This is a genomic window from Nitratireductor alexandrii (assembly GCF_004000215.1).
Classification (GTDB): Bacteria; Pseudomonadota; Alphaproteobacteria; order Rhizobiales; family Rhizobiaceae; genus Mangrovimarina; species Mangrovimarina alexandrii.
On the sequence record NZ_RBVY01000005.1, the window covers coordinates 12,765 to 35,143 of the forward strand.

Annotated in this window: 15 protein-coding genes and 2 tRNA genes; 7 read left to right on the top strand and 10 right to left on the bottom strand. The window is 65.3% G+C overall.

What is annotated here, in order from left to right:
- Positions 1–73 precede the first annotated feature (73 nt).
- The 6 genes from EP380_RS12295 to EP380_RS12320 form a co-directional block, all read right to left on the bottom strand.
- A complete protein-coding gene (locus EP380_RS12295) occupies positions 74–2,857 on the bottom strand; it encodes a valine--tRNA ligase (RefSeq protein WP_127598838.1) in 2,784 nt (927 codons plus the stop codon).
- 217 nt (positions 2,858–3,074) lie between these two features.
- Positions 3,075–3,725, bottom strand: coding sequence for a PopZ family protein (locus EP380_RS12300; protein WP_420845867.1), 651 nt, complete (start codon positions 3,723–3,725; stop codon positions 3,075–3,077).
- A gap of 196 nt (positions 3,726–3,921) precedes the next feature.
- Positions 3,922–5,232 (bottom strand): TolC family outer membrane protein, encoded by a 1,311-nt coding sequence (locus tag EP380_RS12305; RefSeq protein WP_127599099.1) that lies wholly within the window; start codon positions 5,230–5,232, stop codon positions 3,922–3,924.
- 252 nt (positions 5,233–5,484) lie between these two features.
- The gene (locus EP380_RS12310) at positions 5,485–6,156 is read right to left on the bottom strand and encodes a protein-L-isoaspartate O-methyltransferase family protein (RefSeq protein WP_106571802.1); all 672 of its coding nucleotides are present in this window, start codon (positions 6,154–6,156) and stop codon (positions 5,485–5,487) included.
- 84 nt (positions 6,157–6,240) lie between these two features.
- Positions 6,241–6,314, bottom strand: a tRNA-Cys gene (locus tag EP380_RS12315).
- A gap of 91 nt (positions 6,315–6,405) precedes the next feature.
- Positions 6,406–6,687: a hypothetical protein gene (locus EP380_RS12320; protein ID WP_106571861.1), complete on the bottom strand. Its 282-nt coding sequence runs from the start codon at positions 6,685–6,687 to the stop codon at positions 6,406–6,408.
- Between the two features lie 211 nt (positions 6,688–6,898).
- On the opposite strand from EP380_RS12320, the gene EP380_RS12325 reads away from it, so the two are divergent.
- The 6 genes from EP380_RS12325 (at position 6,899) to EP380_RS12350 (ending at position 12,734) form a co-directional block, all read left to right on the top strand.
- A tRNA-Asn gene (locus tag EP380_RS12325) sits at positions 6,899–6,973 on the top strand.
- 392 nt (positions 6,974–7,365) lie between these two features.
- Complete coding sequence (locus EP380_RS12330; protein WP_127598840.1) at positions 7,366–8,832, top strand: cryptochrome/photolyase family protein; 1,467 nt, start codon at positions 7,366–7,368, stop codon at positions 8,830–8,832.
- Positions 8,829–10,172 carry an NAD(P)/FAD-dependent oxidoreductase gene (locus EP380_RS12335; protein WP_127598841.1) on the top strand — a complete coding sequence of 448 codons (1,344 nt, stop codon included), beginning with the start codon at positions 8,829–8,831 and terminating at the stop codon, positions 10,170–10,172. The genes EP380_RS12330 and EP380_RS12335 overlap by 4 nt, the downstream gene beginning before the upstream one ends.
- A gap of 8 nt (positions 10,173–10,180) precedes the next feature.
- The gene (locus EP380_RS12340) at positions 10,181–11,023 is read left to right on the top strand and encodes a DUF1365 domain-containing protein (protein ID WP_127598842.1); all 843 of its coding nucleotides are present in this window, start codon (positions 10,181–10,183) and stop codon (positions 11,021–11,023) included.
- Positions 11,024–11,069: 46 nt separating this feature from the next.
- The gene (locus EP380_RS12345) at positions 11,070–12,317 is read left to right on the top strand and encodes an SAM-dependent methyltransferase (protein WP_127598843.1); all 1,248 of its coding nucleotides are present in this window, start codon (positions 11,070–11,072) and stop codon (positions 12,315–12,317) included.
- 120 nt (positions 12,318–12,437) lie between these two features.
- Entirely contained in the window at positions 12,438–12,734 is a 297-nt protein-coding gene (locus EP380_RS12350; protein WP_127598844.1) for a hypothetical protein, read from the top strand.
- A gap of 132 nt (positions 12,735–12,866) precedes the next feature.
- Here EP380_RS12350 and EP380_RS12355 read toward each other — a convergent pair whose 3' ends face one another.
- Together EP380_RS12355 and EP380_RS12360 are read right to left on the bottom strand one after the other, a co-directional pair.
- Complete coding sequence (locus EP380_RS12355; RefSeq protein ID WP_127598845.1) at positions 12,867–14,843, bottom strand: bifunctional 2',3'-cyclic-nucleotide 2'-phosphodiesterase/3'-nucleotidase; 1,977 nt, start codon at positions 14,841–14,843, stop codon at positions 12,867–12,869.
- 251 nt (positions 14,844–15,094) lie between these two features.
- Entirely contained in the window at positions 15,095–17,500 is a 2,406-nt protein-coding gene (locus EP380_RS12360; protein WP_164749843.1) for a putative bifunctional diguanylate cyclase/phosphodiesterase, read from the bottom strand.
- A 223-nt stretch (positions 17,501–17,723) separates the two neighbouring features.
- Here EP380_RS12360 and EP380_RS12365 point away from each other — a divergent pair, with 223 nt between their 5' ends.
- Positions 17,724–19,052 carry a mechanosensitive ion channel family protein gene (locus EP380_RS12365; RefSeq protein ID WP_127598847.1) on the top strand — a complete coding sequence of 443 codons (1,329 nt, stop codon included), beginning with the start codon at positions 17,724–17,726 and terminating at the stop codon, positions 19,050–19,052.
- 71 nt (positions 19,053–19,123) lie between these two features.
- On the opposite strand, the gene EP380_RS12370 is transcribed toward EP380_RS12365, so the two are convergent.
- Together EP380_RS12370 and EP380_RS12375 are read right to left on the bottom strand one after the other, a co-directional pair.
- Positions 19,124–20,479 (bottom strand): alginate export family protein, encoded by a 1,356-nt coding sequence (locus EP380_RS12370; protein WP_238719846.1) that lies wholly within the window; start codon positions 20,477–20,479, stop codon positions 19,124–19,126.
- Between the two features lie 86 nt (positions 20,480–20,565).
- Entirely contained in the window at positions 20,566–22,227 is a 1,662-nt protein-coding gene (locus EP380_RS12375; RefSeq protein ID WP_238719847.1) for an amidohydrolase, read from the bottom strand.
- Positions 22,228–22,379: the final 152 nt, after the last annotated feature.

The following is a 22,379-nucleotide window of genomic DNA, read 5'->3' on the forward strand; positions in this document are numbered from 1 at the left end:
TCAAGCACGCCGGCAAAGTTTAATCGACGCAGCCGGTGCCGAGCCGCGTTGCCCCCGCGCCGGCTGCGCAGTCCTAGCCGGCCTCTGCGACGCGGGCATGCGCGGTCTTGAGCCGGTCGCGCGAGGCCTGGAACTCGGCCATCTTTTCCCGTTCGCTGGCGACGATCTCCTCCGGCGCGCGCGCGACGAATTTTTCGTTTGCCAGCTTCTTTTGAATCCGCGAAATCTCGCCGTCGAGCTTGGCGATCTCCTTTTCGAGCCGGGCGGCCTCCGCCTTCAGATCGATCAGGTCGCCGAGCGGCAGGCAGGCCGTCGCCTCGCCGACCACGATCTGGGCGGAGCCCTTCGGCGCCTCGTTCTTCTCGGCAATGTCGGACACTCGCGCCAAGCGCCGGATCGCCTCGCCATGGCGGTCCAGCCTTTCCCGGGTCAGCGGTGCCGCCTCGACCATGACCAGCGGCGCGGTCGCCGATGGCGGCACATTCATTTCCGAGCGCACCGAGCGAATGCCGGAAACGAGTTCCACCAACCAGTTGATTTCGGCCGCCGCCGTCTCGTCCTCGAAGGCGAGTTCCGGCCAGTCCGTCACCGCCAGCATGTCCTCGCGCGGCGCCTCCTCAGGGGCCGTGCGCGCCCAAAGCTCCTCGGTCATGAACGGCATCATCGGATGCAGCAATTTGTAGATCTGCTCGAGCGCATAGGCCGCGCAGGCGCGGCTTTCGGCCGCCGCGGCCTCGTCGGAACCGGCGAAGACGGGTTTGAGAAGTTCCAGATACCAGTCGCAAAACAGGTTCCACACAAACCCGTAGGCCGCCCCCGCCGCCTCGTTGAAGCGGTAGGAGCCGATCGCGGTGGTGATCGCCCGCTCCGCGCGGGTCAGCTCCGTCAGGATCCAGCGATTAATGGTCAGGGCGACCGCCTGCGGATCGAAGTCCGGATCGGCGGCCACCCCGTTCAACTGGGCGAAGCGGGTCGCGTTCCACAGCTTGGTGCCGAAATTGCGGTAGCCGGCCACGCGCGCCGGATCGAGCTTCACGTCGCGGCCCTGCGCGGCCATGATCGTCAGCGTGAAACGCAGCGCATCGGCGCCGTACTCGTCGATCAGCTCCAGCGGGTCGATGACGTTGCCTTTAGACTTCGACATCTTGGCGCCGTTCTTGTCGCGCACCAGCGCGTGCACGTAGACGGTGTGAAACGGCTCCTCCTCCATGAAATGGAGGCCCATCATCATCATCCGCGCGACCCAGAAGAAGATGATGTCGAACCCGGTGACCAGCACCGAGGTTGGATAATAGCGCTGCAGTTCCGGCGTCTCGTCGGGCCAGCCGAGCGTGGAGAACGGCCACAGCGCCGAGGAAAACCAGGTATCGAGCACGTCTTCGTCGCGGGTCAGAATCTCGCCGGGCGCGAAATTCTCCAGTTTCTCCTCCACCCACGCCTTCCACGGCGTATCGACGGCAAGATAATATTCGACCGCGGCGTCGAGCGCCTGCTTTTCGGTTTTTTCGACAAAAACGTGACCGTCCGGCCCGTACCAGGCCGGAATCTGGTGTCCCCACCAGAGCTGGCGCGAAATACACCAAGGCTGGATGTTCTCCATCCATTCGAAATAGGTCTTCTCCCAGTTTTTGGGCACGAAGTTCGTGCGCCCCTCGCGCACGCTCTCGATCGCCGGCCGCGCCAGGGTCTCGGCGTCGACATACCACTGGTCGGTCAGGAACGGCTCGATCGGCACGCCGCCGCGATCGCCATGCGGCACCATGTGCCGGTGCGGCTCGGTCTTTTCCAGGAAGCCGCCCTCTTCCATCATGGCGACGATTGTCTTGCGTGCCTCGAACCGGTCGAGCCCGTCGAGTTCGTCCCATGCCGCGCGCTGTGCCTTCGAGGGCTCCAGGCCGTCGAGAAAATCCTCGTTGTCGGCGATCTTGACCTTGGCATCGACGGTCAGGATGTTGACGGCGCGCAGCTTGTGCCGCTTGCCGACCTCGAAATCGTTGAAATCGTGCGCCGGCGTGATCTTGACCGCGCCCGAGCCCTTTTCCGGATCGGAATAGTCGTCGGCGACGATCGGGATCCTGCGGCCGACGATCGGCAGCTCGATCTCCATGCCGATCAGGCCGCTATAGCGCTCGTCCTCGGGATGGACGGCGACCGCGGTGTCGCCGAGCATCGTTTCGGGCCGGGTCGTGGCAACCGTGATGAAGCTCGACGGATCGGCCGGATCGAAGCTCGCACCGGCGATCGGATAGCGGAAATGCCACAAATGACCGTCCAGCTCGACCTGCTCGACCTCCAGGTCGGAGATCGCCGTCAACAGCTTCGGGTCCCAGTTGACCAGCCGCTTGTCCTTGTAGATCAGCCCCTGCTTGTAGAGTGCGACGAACACCTCGATGACGGCCTTCGACAGGCCCTCGTCCATGGTGAAACGCTCGCGCGACCAGTCGCAGGAGGCGCCCAGCCGCTTCAGCTGGTTGACGATCGTACCGCCCGATTCGGCTTTCCACTGCCAGACCCGCTCGACGAACTCCTCGCGCGACAGGTCGCGGCGATGGATCTTTTTTTCCATCAACTGGCGCTCGACCACCATCTGCGTGGCGATGCCGGCATGGTCCATGCCAGGCTGCCACAGCACGTCCTTGCCGCGCATGCGCTCGAAGCGGACCAGAATGTCCTGCAGCGTGTTGTTGAGCGCGTGGCCCATATGCAGCGAACCGGTGACGTTGGGCGGCGGAATGACGATCGTATAGGGCTCCGCCCCGCGCGCGGCGCCCGCGCCGGCGCGGAAAGCGTGGCCGTCCTCCCAGCGTTTGCCGATCAGGGGTTCGACGCTCGCCGCGTCATAGTTTTTTTCAAGCATTGGAATGTCCGCGCCAGCAGGGCTCTGTCAGAGCCCGGTGTAAAGCCGACAGATCAAACCGAGTCAACTGCGCCGGCGCGGTCGCCAGCCCAAGCCTTCAATGGCGGACCGGCCGCAGCCGGGACCTCCGGCCGCCGCGCCTGGTCAAGCCGCCCGCCGAGCGGACGCCTTGCCGTTCTTGGCCACAAGGCCTGGCGATGGGGAAGGCACAGACGCGTCAGCCGCCCCGCGCGACGCGCTCGATCTCCTCGCGCACCAGTCTTTCCACCAGCGTGGGCAGGTTGTTGTCCAGCCATTCCTGCAGCATCGGCCGCATCATCTCGGCGGCCATCTCGTCGAAACGCTGGCGCCGGTTTTCGGCGAACGCGTCCGAAAGCTCCCCGAACGCGGCGGCGACCTGACGGCTGGTCTGCTCCGACAGGATGGAGGCTGCGCGCCCGGAGGCGACCGCCGAGAGATGCTGCGGGGCGTTGTCCTCGCGCGGCGGCAACGGCGGCGGGCCCGGGTCGATTTCGGTTTCCATGGCCACGGACCAGTCGGCGACGTCCTGCGCCGTGGCGGCGTCGTCTTCGGCCGCGATCTCCGGCGCCGTGGACCAGGCCTTCATGCCCTGCTCGTCCCCGGTCGAAGGCCCGGCCTCGAGTTCGGATGCGGCAGCTTCGTCGCCTTCGGGTTGCCCGATCGCCCGGGCCGGCTCGACCGTACGCGCCTCGTCCTGCCCGATCGGAGCGGCCTCGTCCGGCGCGTCGTCGTCGGTGGTGACCGGCTCGACCAGAGATGCGGCCGGCGCGTCGGCCTTCGCATCCGCCGGGCCCGCCTGGTCGCTGTCTTCGATAATGCGCCGGATGGAGGCCAGAATCTCCTCCATCGACGGTTCCTTTTGCGGATTTTGCGTCTGTGGCACGATGGATTCCGCCGCTTCGCTGCCCATTGGCCGTTACTCCCTGACTGACGGGGAAGGCTCCCCGAATCAGGTCCAGCCTAAACGAGCGGACTTTATGAGAGAATCCCCGTAGGCGACCGGTTTGGGGTTTCGCACAAGATTGCGGGATTGGCCCGCCAGCTCAGCGACCGTCGGGGGTACGAAGACCGTACCACTTGTCCTTCACCGCCTCGTAATGCTCCTCGGGCCGGTATTCGGCGACCTTGAGCCCCAGATTGCGCATCGAAAGCCGGCCGATCGACGACAGGATGGCGTAGCTGGCCACCACCAGATCGCGCTCGGCCGTCACCAGATTGATCTGGGCGGTGATGACGTCGTCCTGCGCGTCGAGCACGTCGAGCGTCGTGCGCTGGCCGACATTGCGCTCCTCGATCACCCCGTCGAGCGCCAGCTGGGCGGCCGAGACCGCTTCGCGGCTGGCGGCAACCACCTCCGCGCTCGCCGTATATTGCGTCCAGGCCGACGTGACCGCCGCCCGCACGCCGTCATGGGCGACATCGACCTCGATTCGGGCCTGGCCGAGCTCTTCCTTGGAGCGGCGCACATTGGTCGAGGCCGCCCCGCCCTGATAGATCGGAATGGTTAGCGTGGCGCCGATATTGCCGGAATTGAAGGTGCCGCTGGTACCGGTCAGGTCGGGAGAATTATGACGGAAACCGCGCGACACGCCCGCGCTCGCCGTCACGCCGGGCAGCAACGCGCCCTCGGCCGACTTCACCGCGTAGGAAGAGGCGTCGACCAGATTTTGCGTCGACTTGATCGCCGGGTGCTCGGCCGCAGCGATCGAGATCGCCTGGCCGAGCTTGGCCGGCAGCAATTTGGTCAGCGGGCCGGCCGGGCGCAGCTTGCCCGGATCGTCGCCGATCACCTGGCGATAGACTGCCGAACTCGACAACACCGCCGCGCGCGCCGCCGAAAGCTGGGCAACGGCGCCCGAACGCCCGGCTTCGGCCTGGGCGACGTCGGTGCGGGTGCCCTCGCCGACCTCGAAGCGCGAGCGCGCGGCACGCACCTGCTCCTTCAGAAAAGCCAGATTGCGCTCGCGCAGCGCCGCGATCTGCCGGTCGCGGATGACGTCCATATAGGCGGAGGCCGCGTTGAACAGCGTGTTCTGCTCCGTATTGCGCAGCGCCTCGTTGGCCGCGCGCACCCGCGCCTCGGCGGCCCGCACGTTGTTCTTGGTCTGGAAACCGTCGAACAGCGTCTGCCTGATCTCGACGCCGAACGAGCCGGTGGTGATCCGCGTGCCGGCCTGGCTGGCATAATTGACCGAGCCGACCGCCGCGATGGTGGGGCGGTAGCCCGACTTGGCGAGCGGCACGCCCTCATCCGTCACCCGCACCCCGGCGCGGGCCGAATTCAGGCTCGAATTGTTCTGATAGGCCTTGGACAGCGCTCCCGTGATGGTTTCCGCGCCAGCCGGCGCAACCATCACCACGGAAAGCAGAAACGCTGCGAGAAACTTACCGTTCAACGACGCCACAACCAACCTCTCAACACGACCCAACGCGACCGCGGGTGCTTTCGACTGCTCTCTAGCGCCGTTTCGAGCGCTGCTCGTCCCCGCCCGCGGGCATCAAAAGCCCACCCCAAAAACGCGACGTTGCACCATGCCGGCTCCGCGACCGCCATGCAACTGTTCGGCCGCCCCCGCGGCGTCGACGGGCGCTGCGCGCGCCCGGCCCTAGAACTCGAACGCGGGTTCGGCCTGGAAACCGGGCAACGGCTTGACCGCGGCGTTGAAGGCCCAGCGTCCCGACACATGGTCGCCCTGCTTGAGATAGAGCCGCGCCACGCCGGCATTGCCATGGCCCTCGACGGTGACAAGCCGGCCGCCATCCTTCATCTGCTCGAAGAGCGTGTCGGGCACCCGGTCGACCGCGCCGGCGACGAGAATGACGTCGTAGGGCGCCTCGGACGGATAACCGGCCTCCAGCGCGCCTTCCACGACAGCGACATTGTCGCAGCCGAGTTCGGACAGACGCTCGCTCGCCTGGGCGGCCAGCGCGGCATCGCTTTCCAGCGCGATCACCGAACCGGCGAGTTGCGACAGGATCGCCGCCGCATACCCGGTGCCGGTGCCGACATCGAGGACGACGTCGCCGGTCTCGATGTCGGCGAGTTGGATCAGTTTGGCGAGCGGCGACGGCTCCATGAGAAAGCGTCGCGCTTCGCCGTCCGGCGGCGTGATGTCGACATCCTCGTCGATATAGGCGAGCTCCTTGAGGCGCGCCGGCACGAAGGCTTCGCGCGGCACCGACAAAAATGCCTCCAGGATCGGCAGATTCGTCACGTCGGTCGTGCGCAACTGACCGTCGACCATCTTGATCCGCAACTGCTCGAAATCAGCGCTCATCCCGCCTGCCCATCTTCACCGCAAAGCGGCCACACGACCGAAACGGGCGGCGCGTGCCGCCCTGACATGATGGAAGCCGGGAATTGGAGGCCTCGCCCGGAATCGAACCGGGGTGCAAGGATTTGCAGTCCTCTGCGTAACCACTCCGCCACGAGGCCTCGCCCCCAGGCTTTACGAAGCGATCTGTTAACAGAGGGTCACCAGACCGACAAGCGCCTGAATCGATTTTCCGCAACCCTGCACGCCGGTTCACTTCGCCCGCGTCCTGGACGATTTGCGCCGACGCTCCCACCACACCGCCAGGCGACGGCGCAGCCGGCGAATCACCGCGATGTCGTAAGACAGGACGAGCAGCCCGAGCGGCGCCATCCAGTAGCCCAGAATCGGCAGGAACCCGAAAAACAGGCCCAGAAACACCAAAAGCCCGCCGACGAGGATACGCACCAGGCGCGAGCGCGGCATCGGCACGGTGCGCCCGTAAAATCGGAAGGTCGGTGTGGGCGTCGTCTCGTCTGTGCCGGGGTCGCGCATCGCTCGCTCCTGCGCGATAGCGCCGGCACCCCGCCGGCACTGGATCGCGATCGCCTCATATGATCGCTTGCGGCGGCAAATGCGAGACGTCGCAGTGCCGAAGCCACCGGATTTTTCCCGCCCGAGACGCGTTTCGGCCGAAATCGCCAAAATCGCGCTTGGCAAAGCCGAAACGGTTTTGCTATAGGCAGCCCACTTCGCGAGCCCGTGTTCCCCGGTAGCTCAGCGGTAGAGCAACCGGCTGTTAACCGGTTGGTCGCTGGTTCGAATCCGGCCCGGGGAGCCATTTTTCAAAAAAATCCGCCAGCCATGCCGCAGATCGGGCACATTGCCGCGCCCTGTCATCGTGCCGACACACACGGCAGCTAGCGCTTTCGTCACAGTGAGATCGTCTCCGCGCGCCGACCACGGATGGACTGGCGGTGCGTGTTGAGATGCTGGGAAAGGTCGGGGCAAACCCGGCCTTTTTCGTTTTTGGCGCCCGACAATCTCCTGCGCCCGCCCGTGACGTGACAAAACACGCTCTCGCCCCGACGCCGGCGGCAACGGCACTTGCACCCGGCGGTCCGGAAAAATCGGCGCGCTTTCCCGGCCTTGAATGCAATCCAGATCGACGCCGCGCGCGTATCGGACTTCGCCTGCCCTGATCGCGCAGAAGATTTTTATCCGGAGACCGCCTTGCCTGCCAGCCGCCCCGACGCCCCGCCCGAACCGCCGGTGCTGGTGCTGTTTCGCAACGATCTGCGGCTTGCCGACAATGCGGCGCTGAACGCGGCGGTAAAAACCGGCCGGCCGGTGCTGCCGGTTTTCGTTTTCGACGATGGCGCGGATGGCGGCCGCCCGCCCGGCGGCGCGCGCCGCTGGTGGCTGCATCACGCGCTCGAACGGTTATGCGCTTCACTTTCCGAGCGCGGCGCAGGCCTGATCCTGCGGCGCGGGCCGACCCTGGCCACGGTGCTGTCGCTGCTCGACGACACGAAGGCGAATGCGGTGTTTTGGAACCGGCGCTACGACCCCGCCGGCATCTCCGCCGATTCGGCTCTGAAAACGGCGCTGCGCGACCGCGCCGTCGAGGCGACCAGCTTCGACGGCCAGCTGCTGCACGAGCCGTCGCGGCTGACGACCACGACCGGCGGGCCCTACAAGGTCTACTCGCCGTTCTGGCGCGCGCTCGTCTCGAGCGGCGAGCCGCGCGCGCCCGTCGCCGCTCCGAAGGCGATTCGCCCGCTGCACGAGGCGGTCGCCTCCGATACGCTCGAGGCCTGGTCGCTGCTGCCGACGGCACCCGACTGGGCCGGCGGCCTGCGCGACACGTGGACCCCGGGCGAAGCCGGCGCACGGCAGCGCCTGGCGGATTTTCTCGACGCACGGCTCGAGCGCTATGCAGAAAGTCGCGACCGGCCCGCCGAAGCCGTCACTTCGCGGCTTTCGCCGCATCTGGCCCATGGCGAGATCACGCCGTTCCAGATCTGGCACGCGCTCGCCCGCCCCGACATCGAAGCGGGCGCGCGCGACCTGGAAAAATTCCGCAAGGAGATCGCCTGGCGCGAATTTTCCTATCATCTGTTGTTCCACAATCGCGACCTCGCCTCGAAAAACGTCAACCGCGATTTCGACGATTTTGCCTGGCGGCCGGATGCCGGCCTGGTTGCGGCCTGGCAACAGGGGCGCACCGGCTACCCGATCGTCGATGCCGGCATGCGCCAATTGTGGCGCACCGGCTGGATGCACAACCGCGTGCGCATGGTCGCCGCCTCCTTCCTGACCAAGCATTTGTTGCAGCATTGGCGCGAAGGCGAAGCCTGGTTCTGGGACACGCTGGTCGACGCCGACCCGGCCAGCAATCCGGCGAGCTGGCAATGGGTGGCCGGTTCCGGCGCCGACGCGGCGCCCTATTTCCGCATCTTCAACCCCGTCCTGCAGGGCGAAAAATTCGATCCGGACGGCGTCTATGTGCGCAAGTTCGTGCCCGAACTGGCACGGCTTCCCGACCGCTATATCCACAAGCCCTGGGAGGCGCCCGCCGACGTGCTTTCCCATGCCGGTGTGAAACTCGGCACCACCTATCCCGTAACTATCGTCGAGCACCGCAAGGCCCGCACCGCCGCGCTGGCAGCTTACGACGCGATGAAAGGAACACGATGACGGTTGTCCCCATTCGCCGCAAGGCCGATCCGGACCGCAGGAAGATCGCGGTCGTGGGGTCCGGCATTTCCGGTGCCGCCGCCGCCTGGGCCCTGCATCCGCGCCACGACGTCACCCTGTTCGAGGCCGCCTCCCGGCCGGGCGGCCACACCGCGACGGCCAGGATCGATTATCAGGGACGCGAGATCGCCGTCGACACCGGCTTCATCGTCTATAACGAGCTCAACTATCCCGAACTCACCGCCCTGTTCGCCCATCTGGGCGTGGCAACCCAGGAAAGCCGGATGGGGTTTTCGCTGTCGCTCGACGATGGCCGGCTGGAATGGAGCGGCCAGACCTACCGGACGATCTTCGCCCAGAAACGCAACGTGTTTTCGCCGTCCTTCCTGTGGATGCTGCGCGAGATCCTGCGTTTCAACCGCCAATGCCTGGCCGACCGCGAGGCTGGTCTGTTGGGTGGCGTGACGATCGGCGACTATCTCGCCCAGCGGCGGTTCTCCACCGCCCTGCGCGACAATTACCTCATTCCGATGGCGGCCGCGATCTGGTCGACCCCACGGGCAAAAATGCTCGACTATCCGGCCGCCACCTTCGTGTCCTTTTTCGAAAACCACCGGTTGATCCACAATGAGCGCCCGGCCTGGCGCACGGTGACGGGCGGCGCGCAAACCTATCTCGACAGGCTCCTGGCGCCGCTGGGCGACAGGCTGCGGCTGGCCCAGCCGGTCGAGGCGGTGCGGCGCGACGAGGCCGGCGCCACCGTGTTCGCGCATGGCGCAGCGCCCGAACGCTTCGACGAGGTGGTGCTTGCCTGCCACACCGACCAGGCGCTCGCCCTCCTGGCCGAACCGAGCCCGCTCGAACGCACCGTGCTGTCGGCGATCCCCTATCGGCCGAACCGGGCGATTCTGCACCGCGACCCGCGGCTGATGCCCAAGCGCCGCGCCGCCTGGGCGGCGTGGAATTATATGCGCACCAGCGCCATGGATACCGAATGCGAGGTCTGCGTGACCTACTGGATGAACGAATTGCAGGGGATCGATCCGGCCTGCCCGCTATTCGTCTCGCTCAATCCAGTCACCGAGCCGCGCGCCGACATGGTGTTCGGTCAATGGACCTTCGACCATCCGCAATTCGACGCCGCGGCCTTGTCGGCGCAGGCGCGGCTGGACGACATCCAGGGCCATGGCCATTGCTGGTATGCCGGCGCCTGGACGGGTCATGGCTTCCACGAGGACGGCCTGCGCTCGGGCCTCGACGTCGCCGAACGGCTCGGCGCCTCCATACCGTGGCGTGCCCCGTTGGACCGCGCTGCCGAACCGGCGATTGCGGCGGAATAGGTGACGTGATGACCAGGGACCGACGTGTGACGACCCTTGCCGAAAACGGCCCGCCGCCGCGCGATGCGGCCTGGCTTTATCGCGGCCAGGTCATGCATCAGCGGCTCTCCCCGTTCGGCCACCGCTTCGCCTACGCGGTCTATTCGCTGCTGATCGACGTCGACCGTCTCGACGAGGTCGACCGCCTGTCGCCGTTCCTGTCGGTCAACCGGCCCAACGTGCTGTCCCTGCGCGAGGACGACCATGCCGAGGACGGCCTCACCCTGCGCGCCCATGCCGACCGCCTGCTGGCGCAGGCCGGTCTTGGCGTGCGCGCCGAGCGCGTTCTTTTGCTCGCCTATCCAAGGGTGTTCGGTTACGTCTTCAATCCGCTGGCGGTCTATTTCGCCTATGATCGCGACGACCGCCTGATCGCGGCGATCTATGCCGTGCGCAACACGTTCGGCGAGCGTCATGCCTATGTCGCCCCGGTCGCGCCCGGCGAACTGTCCGAGGCGGGCCTGCGCCAGAGCCGCGACAAGCTGTTCCACGTTTCGCCCTTCATCTCGATGGATGCGCGCTACAATTTCCGCATTCTGCCGCCCGGGCGCGCAGTCAAGCTCCGCATCCACGAGAGCGAGGCCGGCAAGCCGGTGCTTGCGGCGACGTTTTCGGGAGATGGCGCGCCGGTCACCAATGCCGAGCTTTGCCGGTGCCTCTTGCGATTTCCGCTTCTGACATGGAAGATCATCGCCGGCATCCACTTCGAGGCCTTGCGCCTGTGGCTGAAGGGGGCGCCATTCTTCAGGAGCCCGCCTCCGCCTCGGCCAGCCAGCTTTGGCGACGTCGAGGCACGGGAGGCGGATGCGTGAGGTCGCCGCGGCGGCGGCGCGCTGCCGGTGGGGACGGGAGAACGCGATGGCTGGGATCGGGGCTGAGGCACCGGAAACGATCTGGTTGAACGCAGGCAATTTCGCCGCGCGCACGCGCGGCCTGCCACGCCGCGCGCGCATGGTGCTGTCGGCCGCGATGCGGCTTCCCAGAGGAAGGCTGACGATCGATTCGCCGGACGGGCAGCGGTTCGGCGTCGGCGGCAATGCCGCCGGCCCCGAGGCGCATTTGATCCTCAACAACTGGAGGCTGCCCGGCCGCGCTTTTTCGCTCGGCACGATCGGCGTCGCCGAATCCTATATCGATGGAGACTGGGACAGTCCCGACGTGACCACTTTCCTGGAGCTTTTCGTGGTCAACCAGGAGACCGGGGAAGAGGTCGCCGGCGGTGCGAGCCGGCTTTTGATGGCTTTCCAGCGCCTGCGCCACTGGCTCAACGAAAACACCCGTACCGGCGCCAAGCGCAATATTTCGGCCCATTACGATCTCGGCAACAGTTTCTACCGGAGTTGGCTCGATCCGAGCATGACCTATTCCTCGGCGCTGTTTTCGACCGGCGCCAACGATCTGGAATCCGCCCAGGCGGCCAAATACCGCGCGCTCGCCCGCGATGGCGGCGTGCGGCCGTCGAGCCACGTGCTGGAAATCGGCTGTGGCTGGGGCGGGTTCGCCGAATTCGCCGCACGCGAGATCGGCTGCAAGGTGACCGGCCTGACGATCAGCCGCGAACAATATGATTTCGCGCGCGAGCGCATCCACAAGGCCGGCCTGGCCGACAAGGTCGAGATCAAGCTTCAGGACTACCGCGACGAACAGGGCCGCTACGACAACATCGCCTCGATCGAGATGTTCGAGGCGGTCGGCGAAAAATACTGGCCGGTGTTTTTCGGCAAGGTCAAGGAGTGCCTGAAGCCGGACGGAACCGCCGCCTTGCAGATTATCACCATCAACGAAGACGCCTTCCGCCTCTATCGCAGCCGGCCGGACTTCATTCAGCGCTACATTTTTCCAGGCGGCATGCTGCCGACGCCGGAGATCCTGCGCAGCCTTGGCGCCGAACAGGGACTTTCCTTCCTGCGCGAGCGGGTTTTTGCGCAGGATTATGCCCGCACGCTGGCCGAATGGCGCGCGCGCTTCTGGGCTTCATGGGAAAAGATCCTGCCGCTCGGCTTCGACGAACGTTTCAAGAAATTGTGGGAATTCTACCTGCATTATTGCGAGGCCGGCTTCCGGGCCGAATTCATCGACGTCAGGCAGGTCGTCTACAAGGCCTGATGCGCCGCGGAGACCGGGCGGCGACGCGCACGCCGGCTGTTTTCCGCTTGTGTTAATTGCTTCGCTGTCGGCTCGTTCTGCCGCCCGCACACTGAGACCGTCCCCTGAAAGGAGGGTTTCATGGCGAGCAATCGTTTCAGCGAATATGACTGCGACGGCCTGATCGAGGTCGGCAAGCTGATCACCGGCTCCGCCGACGCCGTGGTCGCGCAGATGCGATCCTGGTCCGGCCATCCCAACCAGGACATTCGCGGCGTGGTGATGAAGTCGCTCAGGATCCTGTTCAAGTTTCTGCAGGACATGTGGACCGACGCGCGGATGGAATACAGTCGCAAGAAATGCGGCAGCGGCGATCTGGGCAAGGATATCGGCAGCAACTTCCCGTCGAGCCCGGCCAATCCGCAGGACCCGCTCTGATCCGCGACAACCGAAGGCGCAATCCGGATCCGACAGCGTATCCTGCCCCGGAACCGCGCACAAAAAGTGGAAAGATCGTGCTCCGTCAAAGCCTTGGAGCACGATCTTGATTCACCCCAGAACCGTCGTCGCCTAAAGCATGATGCGGTACTGAGCGAACCCCTCGGCGCCCTCGCCGGCGGCCTCGATCGCCACGCCCTTGACGTCGGCGATGAAATCCTTCGCCTTCGGACCGGTCTCAAACAGCACGGTCGCGCCGTCCACCGGCGCAAACGACCAGTTGGCGTCGGCGGCCGGGTTGATGGTGCCCTGCTCGACGATGAAGCGCACGATCACGTCGCGATTGGTGTCGGGCGCCTGGAAAATCACCTTGTCCGGGCCGATCTCGGGAAAATTGCCGCCGCCGCCGGCGCGGTAATTGTTGGTCGCGACGACGAATTTCTGCCCTGGATCGATCGGCTTGCCTTCGAATTCCAGATCCACGATCCGGTTGGCATCCGCATTGATGAGATTGCCCTTGGGATCGTATTTCGGCGGCTGGGCCAGGTCGATCTTGTAGGTCACGCCGTCGATGACATCGAAATTGTAGGACGGGAACGCCGTGTTGATCAGCGTCTGATCGGCCTTGCCGGGCTCGACCTGGTTGAAGATGCCGGCCGACATTTCCAGCCAGTCCTTGACCTGGGCGCCGGTCACCAGCACCGCCTGGACCGTGTTGGGATAAAGATAGAGGTCGGCGACGTTCTTGATCGCGATGTCGCCTGCCGGCACGTCGGTGTAATAATCCGGCCCGCCGCGACCGCCGGCCTTGAAGGGCGCTGCTGCCGACAGAACCGGCAGGTCCTTGTGCTCGGTCTCGCTCAGCATGTCGGCGATATACCAGGTTTGCGCCTGGGATACGATCTGTACCGAGGGATCGTCGGCCACCAGCGCGAAATAGGAATGCAGCGGCGCCGAGGTCTTGCCGACCGCGGTGCGAACATATTTCAGCGTCGCCTCGTGCATGGCGCGCGCCGCGTCTTCGACCTCGGCCTTGCTTTCGACCAACGGCTTGGCCTTGCGGTCGACGCGCTCGAAGATCGGCCGCGCCTCGCTGGTCGAGGCGCTCACCCGCCAGCTGTTTCCGTCGCGCTCCAGCATCAGGTCGATCAGGCCGAGATGCGAGCCCCAGAATCCGCCCATCACCGCCGGCTTGCCGCCGATCGTGCCCTTTGCATTGTCGACACCCTCCATGCCCTCGAATTTCGGGCCGGGGAAGTCGAGGTGGCTGTGCCCGGTGACGATCGCATCGATACCGTCGACGCCGGCCAGGTGCAGCGAGGCGTTTTCGAGGTTTTCTTCGTACTGGGCCGGACCGACGCCGGAATGCGACAGGGCAATCACGATATCGGCCCCCTCCTCGCGCATCTGCGGCACCCAGGCCTCGGCCGCCTTGACGATATCGCGCGTCATCGCCTTGCCGGTCAGGTGGCGAGCATCCCAGTTCATGATCTGCGGCGGCACGAAGCCGATCAGCCCGACCCGGATCGGATGGTCCTGGCCGGCGCCGTCGGTGATCGTCTTGTCGAGGATCACGTAGGGCTTGATGAACAAGTCGTCGTCGCGCGCGCTGGCCGCCAGCGACCCCTTGGTCAGATTGGCGCACACGAACGGGAAGTTCGCGCCCGCCAGAACCTTGAACATGAAGTCGAGCCCGTAATTGAACTCGTGATTGCCGAGCGTGGAGCATTCATAGCCGAGCGTGTTCATGGCGGAGATGATCGGATGCATGTCGCCATCCTTCATCCCGCGCTCATAGGCGATATAGTCGCCCATCGGGTTGCCCTGCAGGAAATCGCCATTGTCGATCAGCATCGAATTGCCGGCCTCGGCGCGGATCCGGTCGATGATCGCGGCGGTGCGCGCCAGTCCCATCGTGTCGTTCGGCCGGTCCGCATAATAGTCGTAGGGAAATACATGCACGTGCAGGTCGGTCGTTTCCATCAGCCGCAGATGGGCCTGATTGGCGTTCGCCCGTGCGGCGAAGGGGTGAAGCATGACGACACCGCCCAGCGCCGCCGCGCCGGACAGGAAGGAGCGGCGGGATATCGGATGAAGCATTTCGGACATTTTCATCTCCCTGAAATTCTGGACGGACGCGCCGGCGAGACCCCGTATCGGGTCGCGGCGTTGCGCGCTTCATCCACCAGATTTCGATGACGGCCGCATGACTGCGCCTGAAACGGTCGCGGGCGCGAACCCTGTCGCCATCACCGGGAAATCGAGTGTCGGTCCGAAAAGCGCGCGAGGCAAGGCCGAAACGGGACCATCGCCGCGATCGCCAGGCTCACCGGGCATGAGCCGGAAGGCCCGCGCCGGGCTCAAGCGGCGCTGGTGCGCGAGGAAGCCGACGCATCGTTCGGCCGCGCCTGCGCGGCCAGGAACGCGGCAACCGCGTCGCCCGGCATCGGACGGCCGAAATAGAAGCCCTGCAGACTGTCGACGCCGATGCCACGCAAAAACGCCTCGTGCTCGGCCGTTTCCACCCCCTCGGCCGTGACCTGCATGCCGAGCGTGCGGCCGATGGTGACGATCGACCGCAACACGCTGACGGTGCGCTTGTCGGCGGCGCCCTGGCCGACCAGGGACTGGTCGATCTTGATCTTGTCGAAGGGCACCTCGCGCAGCGACGACAGCGAGGAATAGCCGGTCCCGAAATCGTCCATGGCGACCGTAACGCCGAGCGCGTGCAGTTGCGCGACCACCCGCGCCACCAGGTCGACACCGCCGCGATAGGCGCTTTCGGTGACTTCGATCTCCAGCCGCTCCGGCGCCAGCCCGGTCGCCTCCAGCACGCCGCGCACGTGTTGCGGCAGATCGCCATATTCGAGCTGGCGCGGGGAAATATTGACGGCCACGCGCACGGCCTGCGGCCAGGCGGTAGCACGACCGCAGGCCTCGGCGAGCACCCAGGCGCCGATCTCGTCGATGCTGCCGGTCTGCTCAGCGAGCGCGACGAAATCGCCGGGTTCGACCAGCCCGTAGACGGGATGGCGCCAGCGCGCCAGCGCCTCGAACAGGATCGGCCGGCCGCTGCGCGCCGAAACCACCGGTTGGAACTCGATAAAGATCTCGCCGCGCGAAACCGCCTTCCAAAGATCGAGTTCGAGCTGTTTTCTGCGCGCGAAGGCCGCGCCCGCCTCGCTGCTGGCCAGGCGCACCTGCTCCTTGCCGCGCGACTTTGCGTCGTAGAGCGCAATGTCGGCAAGCTGCATCAGCTGTTCGGGATCGCGGCCGTCGTCGGGCAGGACGGCGACCCCTGCACTGACGCCGACCTTGAAGGTGCCGGCCGGGGTTTCGACCGGCTGCGCGACCTCATGCACGACCTTTTCGACGATCTCGCGTAGGCGCACCGTATCCATGTCGTCCTTGATCGCGACGATGGCGGCGAATTCGTCGCCGCCGATCCGCGCCAGGACGGAATCGCGCGGCAGAAAGCCCGCGATCCGCCGCGTGGTGGTCTGAAGTACGGTGTCGCCGACGGAATGGCCGGCGGTATCGTTGATCGCCTTGAAATCGTCGAGGTCGAACAGCACCAGCGCGAAACGGCGCGAGGCCGCTTCGGCAAGTCCGCGCGCGCGCAACAATTCCTGGTTGAAGCGGGCCCGGTTGCCGACCCCTGTCAGGCTGTCATGATGGGCGAGATATTCGAGCTCCCTCTCCTTGGTCTTCTGCGCCCCGATATCGCGCCCGATGCCGCGGAACCCCGCGAACACCCCGTCGCGGTCATAGGTCGGCGTGCCCGTGATCGACCACCAGCGCTCGTGCCCGTCGATCACCAAAAGCACCGAACAGTCCCGGAACGCCTCGCCGCGCAGGAGGTGCCGCAAGACCTCTTCGCGCCTGTCGCCGGCCCTCTCCTCCGGCGAGGCGCCCGTCGTCAGGACGCGGTCGAGCCGCAGCCGGTCGAGTGCGGCCGGCGACAGGCCGGACTGCCTGACAAGAGAGTCGGAAACGCGAACCAGCCTCAACTGGGAATCGCACTGCCAGTGCCAGTCGCTTGAATTGGCTTCGAAATCATGCAGAAGCAGCGCGATGAGCTGGGTCTGCTCGCGCACCTGCGCCATGGCCACCACCCGTTCCGCGAACGCGCCGGCATGCTGACGCAGCGCGATCGGGAAGGCGAGCGCGTAAACGCCGATCAACTGGAGTTCGAAAGCGTGATCGGCGACGCCGGCCCGCATGAAGGTCACGACCATCATGATCGCGATCGGCAGCGAAAAGGCGAAGACCGCCAGCGGCAGGGCGGCGAGGATGAAGGCAGAAGAGGCCAGATAGGCCGTCATCAACACCGTCAGGACGTGCCGCACGCTCTCGTCCGCGCTGGCGTAGAAGATCAGCGGCAGACTGCCCCACACCGCGCCGAACAGGAAACAAGTGGCGATGTTGCGCCAATATTGGGCGGCGACCTCGTCACGCGCCGGCCGGTGCCCGGCCAGGGGCGGTCCGCTGAGAATATCGAAAATCAGCGCCGCCAGCATGACAGCGAACCAGGCCGCGGCGATCGCAGCGCCGCCGGGACGCGCGACAAGCGCGTCGAGCGCGATCAAGGCGCCCAGCAAATGGGCCAGGATCGCCACCGGCCGCAACCGGTTGATCGCCTCCACCTGGTCGATGCGCACCAGAAGACGCTGCTCGGCCGTCATCGACCGGCCACGCATGATCCTTGCTGCAAAACCCTTGCCCGGCCATCCACGCAGGAAGGCCATCCCGGCGCGCTCACCCATATCTGTCCCGACCTGATTCCCGTGCGGCAGGTCGACCATAGGTGTGCCGAGGAACGAAAAGCCTTACCGATCCGCTCGTATTTTAACGGTTGGTTATGCATCTGCCATACGCGGCGTGCCCGGCAGCGGTTCAAACTCGCCGCGAAAGGTTCTACCATGCGCATTCGGCTTCGCCGTCGGGCGGCGCGCGCCGCCGCTTTGGCCGGAGGACAGTCCAGACGCGATGAACGATTACGTGCAATTTCTGGCGGACCGCCTCGCGGTTTTTGTGGAAACCGCGGTCCGCTATGCCTCCGACGCGTGGTTCTTCTACCAGATCGGGCTCGTCGTGCTGCTGTTCGTGCTGGCGAAACCGATCGGCACGGTGCTGGAGACCCGGCTTGAGGGCCTGGCGCGGCACATCAAGGGCCAGCCCGGCCTGTTGCGGATCGCCGTGGCAACGATCCGGCGCAGCGACTGGATCGTCTTCGTCGTGCTCCTGTTCGTAGCGCTGACGGCGCTCAGGGAACTCACCTGGCCGAGCCGGAGTTGGCTGGTCGCGACGGCGTTCTCGCTGGCGCTGGTGTGGCTTCTGGTGTCCGTGGCCTCGCGGGTGATCCGCAACCGCATCGTTGCACGCACGGTCGCCTGGCTGCTTTGGCTCTACGCCGCTCTGGTCATCCTGCGGCTCGACACCACCGCCGCGGCGCTGCTCGACCGGCTGGCCCTGCCGGTCGGCGAGCTGCGCATATCTGCGTTGATGGTGCTCAAGGCCGCCATCCTGCTCAGCGCCGCGCTGTGGCTGGCCAGCGCGATCGGCAATTTCGTCGAACGCCGTGTCCAGGGCTCGCAGGAACTGACGCCGTCGATCCGGGTTCTGATCGGCAAGATCGCCAAGATCGGACTGGTGCTGCTGGCCGGCGTCGTGGCGCTGTCGGCCGTCGGCGTCGACCTGACCGCGCTGACGGTGTTTTCCGGCGCCGTCGGCGTGGGCCTGGGCTTCGGCCTGCAAAAGGTGGTTTCGAATTTCATCTCCGGCATCATCATCCTGCTCGACAAGTCGATCAAGCCGGGCGACACCATCTCGCTCGGCGACACGTTCGGCTGGATCCGCGAATTGCGCGCCCGCTTCGTGTCGGTCGTCACCCGTGACGGGCGCGAATATCTGATCCCGAACGAGGATTTCATTACCCAGCGGGTCATCAACTGGTCGTTCAGCGACGAGCTGGTGCGTCTCGACGTCGCCTTCGGCGTCTCCTACGAGGCCGACCCGCACACCGTCAGCGCGCTGGCGATCGAGGCGGCGGCGAATGTCGGGCGCGTCGACGCCGACCGTCGGCCGGTATGCTGGCTGACCGGCTTCGGCGACTCATCGCTGGATTTCGTGCTGCGCTTCTGGATTCGCGATCCCCAGCAGGGCCTGACCAATGTCCGTGGCCGCGTGCTCCTGGCTCTGTGGGACGCTTTTAGGGAAAACGGCGTCCAGATCCCCTACCCGCACCGCGAGATCGTCATGAAGACGCCGGTCCGGGTCGAAAGCGGCGAACCGGCCGCCCCGCCGCCGCGAGACTGACGCGGGACTGTGCCTGGAGGCGCTCATCCTTGAGCGGAACCTTCCGACCGCGCCGATTCGGCACGCTTGCTTCAGAAATTGGAGACCAGGTTGACGAATGCTCCGCTCCAGTAGTCGGCATTGCCGGACGATGCCGAGCGCAGGCCTTTTCCGGGAAACGAGATGCCGGCGCCTGCTGTGAGGTAAGTGTTTTTCGACAAGGCGCGATTGTATTCAAGGTAGACGTCGTCTGCCAGATGACTGCGCGCCACGCCGGACACGAGATGCGGATTGCCGGAATTGTCGAACACGAGCCGCGTTCCCTGACCAAACTGGAGCGGGCTAAACAGTTCGTTCGCCAGGATATGGGCGTAACGCAATGTCACCGTATCGCGGCGCGTCGGTGTGATCCTGAGCATGACCTGGTGCGCGCTGACATTGGAATTCAGAAACGCCATCGACGATTTAGAGCCTGTCGACCACGCGCTCGGGCTGCCTTGATAATAGAGCGGATCGAAGCGTTCCAGCCTGGTGGTGGCGGGGTCATCGCCCGAAAAGGTCTGATAGGTATAGGCGATCATCGGTCGCCATCTGGTGTCCTCGAACGTGTATCCCACCTGGACGCGACCGGCCCATGCGCGCAGGTCGATACGCTCGTTCCATTCATAGGCGAAGTCGCCGGCAAGGAAGAAACCGGGCCAGCGCCCGGAGAAGAGATTCGTCCTGCCGTAGAGATTGATGAAATTCAGGCCTTTGCGAGCACCGTCGAGTATGACCGGCGGGGAGAAACCGCCGGTTGCCGCGCGCGGATATGGCGAGGTCGAGTCGGGCACGTAACCGTAGGTTCCCCCCAGATAGGTACCGCCATCCCAGTCGAAACGCATGTCCAGGCCGGCGATTTCGGTTCCGCTGTCGCTGGCGGACAACTCGTTCGCATCCACAAAAAAACCGGTCGTGGTGAAACGCCCGACCTCGACCCGGCCGATCGCCGCCCTTTCCCACGCCTTTCGCGGCCCGAGCTTGAGGGAACCGCGCTCGAAGCCGTTCGCACCGCCGTTCGCAATCAGCATTCCCGTGCCCAGAACGAGCTCCCGCGGTCCCAGCGAGACGTCCACGGCAGCGTCATCGCCCATCCTGGCGCGCAAGCCCACATAAGCCTCCTCCAGCGTGATGCGGCCGGTATTGCCCTTGCCGAACGCGTCGATGCCCAGCGTTCCCGACGCCACGCCCGTGGCTTTCCCGTAGAGTTCGACACTGTCCGCCAGATCGTGGGTGAAGCTGATCCCGCCCTTCAGGTAACCTTCCAGCCATTGCGGCGTGGCGTCATAGCCAGCGGTTGGCGCGAATATGTCGGAGAAGTTCCAGAAAACGTTCTGTTCCATGACGGCGTTTGCGCCAAGCTGGAGGTGCGCGCGGACCCGCAGCCCGTTCTCGTCGTAGAGCAGCATCGGATCGTCGTTCTGCTGCGCGCGCGCCGACACGGAAAAGACAAGGGCCAGAACCGGCAGGCCCACCCCGCAGACAGATCGCAGGCTCATGACTGCCGATAGACGGTCGTCCCCTCCTTTATGGTCTCCACCACTTCGAGGGTCTCGAGCGTTTCCGGGGCGACTGTCAGTGGATTGTCCGACAGCACTACGAAATCCGCAAGCTTGCCGACTTCGATCGATCCCTTTCTGTCGTCCTCGAAGTGCTGCCAGGCGGCCCACAGCGTCATCGCCTTCAATGCGATCTCCGCCGGAACGCGCTGTTGCGGACCCAGGATGTCGTTTGACCGGGTGCGCCTGGTGACCGTCGCCGACAACACCCGTATCGAATCCGGATTGGCGACCGGCGCGTCATGATGGGTCGTAAAGCGCATACCGCGCCGATACGCCCAGCCGGTCGGCGAGATATTGTCGGCACGGGCTGGACCCAGAACCGAATCGCGGTGCCAGTCGCCCCAATAATAGGTGTGCATGGGAAAAAAGGACGGCACCATGCCCAGTCGCTTCATGGCGTCGACCTGATCCTCGCGCGCGGTCTGGCCGTGGATCAACACCGTCCTGTGATCGTGGCGGGGATGGCGTTGGAGAGCGTTCTTGACCCCGGCGATCGCGAGATCGATCGCCGCGTCTCCATTGGCATGGATCTGCATCTGCCAGCCTTGCCGGAAAGCCTGCTCGATCTTGTCCATCGCCAACTCCGTGCTGATGGCGGGATACCCGACATATTCGGGTCCCTGGCCTTCCGGCGGGACAAAATAGGGCTGCGACAACCAAGCAGTCTTTCCTTGGGGCGATCCGTCGATGGTCAGTTTCACGCCGCCGATCCGCACCCGGTCGACATAGTCGGGGCCGTAGAGCGGCGGCGTCAGAGTGTCCGTCGATGTGAGGATGAGAGGAAAAGCGAGCACGTCGATCGCGAGCTCGCCCCGTTGGCCAAGGGCCTGAAACAGCGACAATGCGGCGGCCGAAGACGAGGAATCCTGGCACGTAGTGTAGCCGAAACGGGCATAGAGCTGGGTACCTGCTTTCGCCATCTGGAGATTGGCTGTCTCGTCCAGGCGCCCCAAAAACAGGCCAAGCATGGCGAAGAAGGCGTTTTCTTCGACGACGCCGTTAGGCTCGTTCGTGCCGGTTTCCCTTCGATAGACGCCGCCCGCCGGGTCCGCCGTTTCCGAAGAAACGCCTGCCAGTTCCAGGGCACGGCTGTTGACGGCGCCGAGATGCATCGACTGATGCATGACCAGAACCGGCAGATCAGAAGACACAGCGTCCAGTTCCTGCCGTGTCGGATGACGCTGCTCGCCAAGCTGTGCGTCGTCATAGCCGAAGCCCATGATGATCCCATAACGCTCGACGAAGGCACGCTCGGCCTCCGTCCACTCCGTCAAGATGCGCTGCAGGGTGGCAATGCTTGTTCCGCCGCCGTCGGGAGGCGGCAGCAGGTTCGCCGAGATCGCCTGGATACCGACCATGTTGGCATGGCCATGAGGGTCGAAAAACCCCGGCAGCATCGTCCTGCCGTCAAGGTCGTGCCGGACCGTTTGCGGGCCGGCCATCTTCTCCACCTCGCCGATCTGGCCGACCGCGACCACCAAGCCGTCCCGAACCGCGACTGCCTCGGCCTCCGGCAGAGCGTCGTTCATGGTCAAGATGGTGCCGTTGACATATAGCGCGTCCGCCGGGGCGTCCTGCGCAAGGGCCTGCGTCACCCAATTGTCGGCAACCGCCAACGCAAATGATGAGGCGCCGAAAAGCCTGACGAAGTCGCGCCGATTTGTGGAAGCAAGGGCGGATTGGCTGCGGTGATCTGCTCGCATTTCAAGCTCCTGATCCGTCCCGCCACGATCAGAGTACAGGTAAA

Coding starts and splice junctions, on each gene's coding strand:
- EP380_RS12365 (WP_127598847.1), top strand. CDS start 17,724: ATGAACGATTACGTGCAATTTCTGGCGGACCGCCTCGCGGTTTTTGTG.
- EP380_RS12295 (WP_127598838.1), bottom strand. CDS start 2,857: ATGCTTGAAAAAAACTATGACGCGGCGAGCGTCGAACCCCTGATCGGC.
- EP380_RS12335 (WP_127598841.1), top strand. CDS start 8,829: ATGACGGTTGTCCCCATTCGCCGCAAGGCCGATCCGGACCGCAGGAAG.
- EP380_RS12345 (WP_127598843.1), top strand. CDS start 11,070: ATGGCTGGGATCGGGGCTGAGGCACCGGAAACGATCTGGTTGAACGCA.
- EP380_RS12320 (WP_106571861.1), bottom strand. CDS start 6,687: ATGCGCGACCCCGGCACAGACGAGACGACGCCCACACCGACCTTCCGA.
- EP380_RS12310 (WP_106571802.1), bottom strand. CDS start 6,156: ATGAGCGCTGATTTCGAGCAGTTGCGGATCAAGATGGTCGACGGTCAG.
- EP380_RS12370 (WP_238719846.1), bottom strand. CDS start 20,479: ATGCTGCTCTACGACGAGAACGGGCTGCGGGTCCGCGCGCACCTCCAG.
- EP380_RS12305 (WP_127599099.1), bottom strand. CDS start 5,232: ATGGTTGCGCCGGCTGGCGCGGAAACCATCACGGGAGCGCTGTCCAAG.
- EP380_RS12360 (WP_164749843.1), bottom strand. CDS start 17,500: ATGGGTGAGCGCGCCGGGATGGCCTTCCTGCGTGGATGGCCGGGCAAG.
- EP380_RS12355 (WP_127598845.1), bottom strand. CDS start 14,843: ATGTCCGAAATGCTTCATCCGATATCCCGCCGCTCCTTCCTGTCCGGC.
- EP380_RS12300 (WP_420845867.1), bottom strand. CDS start 3,725: ATGGAGGAGATTCTGGCCTCCATCCGGCGCATTATCGAAGACAGCGAC.
- EP380_RS12350 (WP_127598844.1), top strand. CDS start 12,438: ATGGCGAGCAATCGTTTCAGCGAATATGACTGCGACGGCCTGATCGAG.
- EP380_RS12340 (WP_127598842.1), top strand. CDS start 10,181: ATGACCAGGGACCGACGTGTGACGACCCTTGCCGAAAACGGCCCGCCG.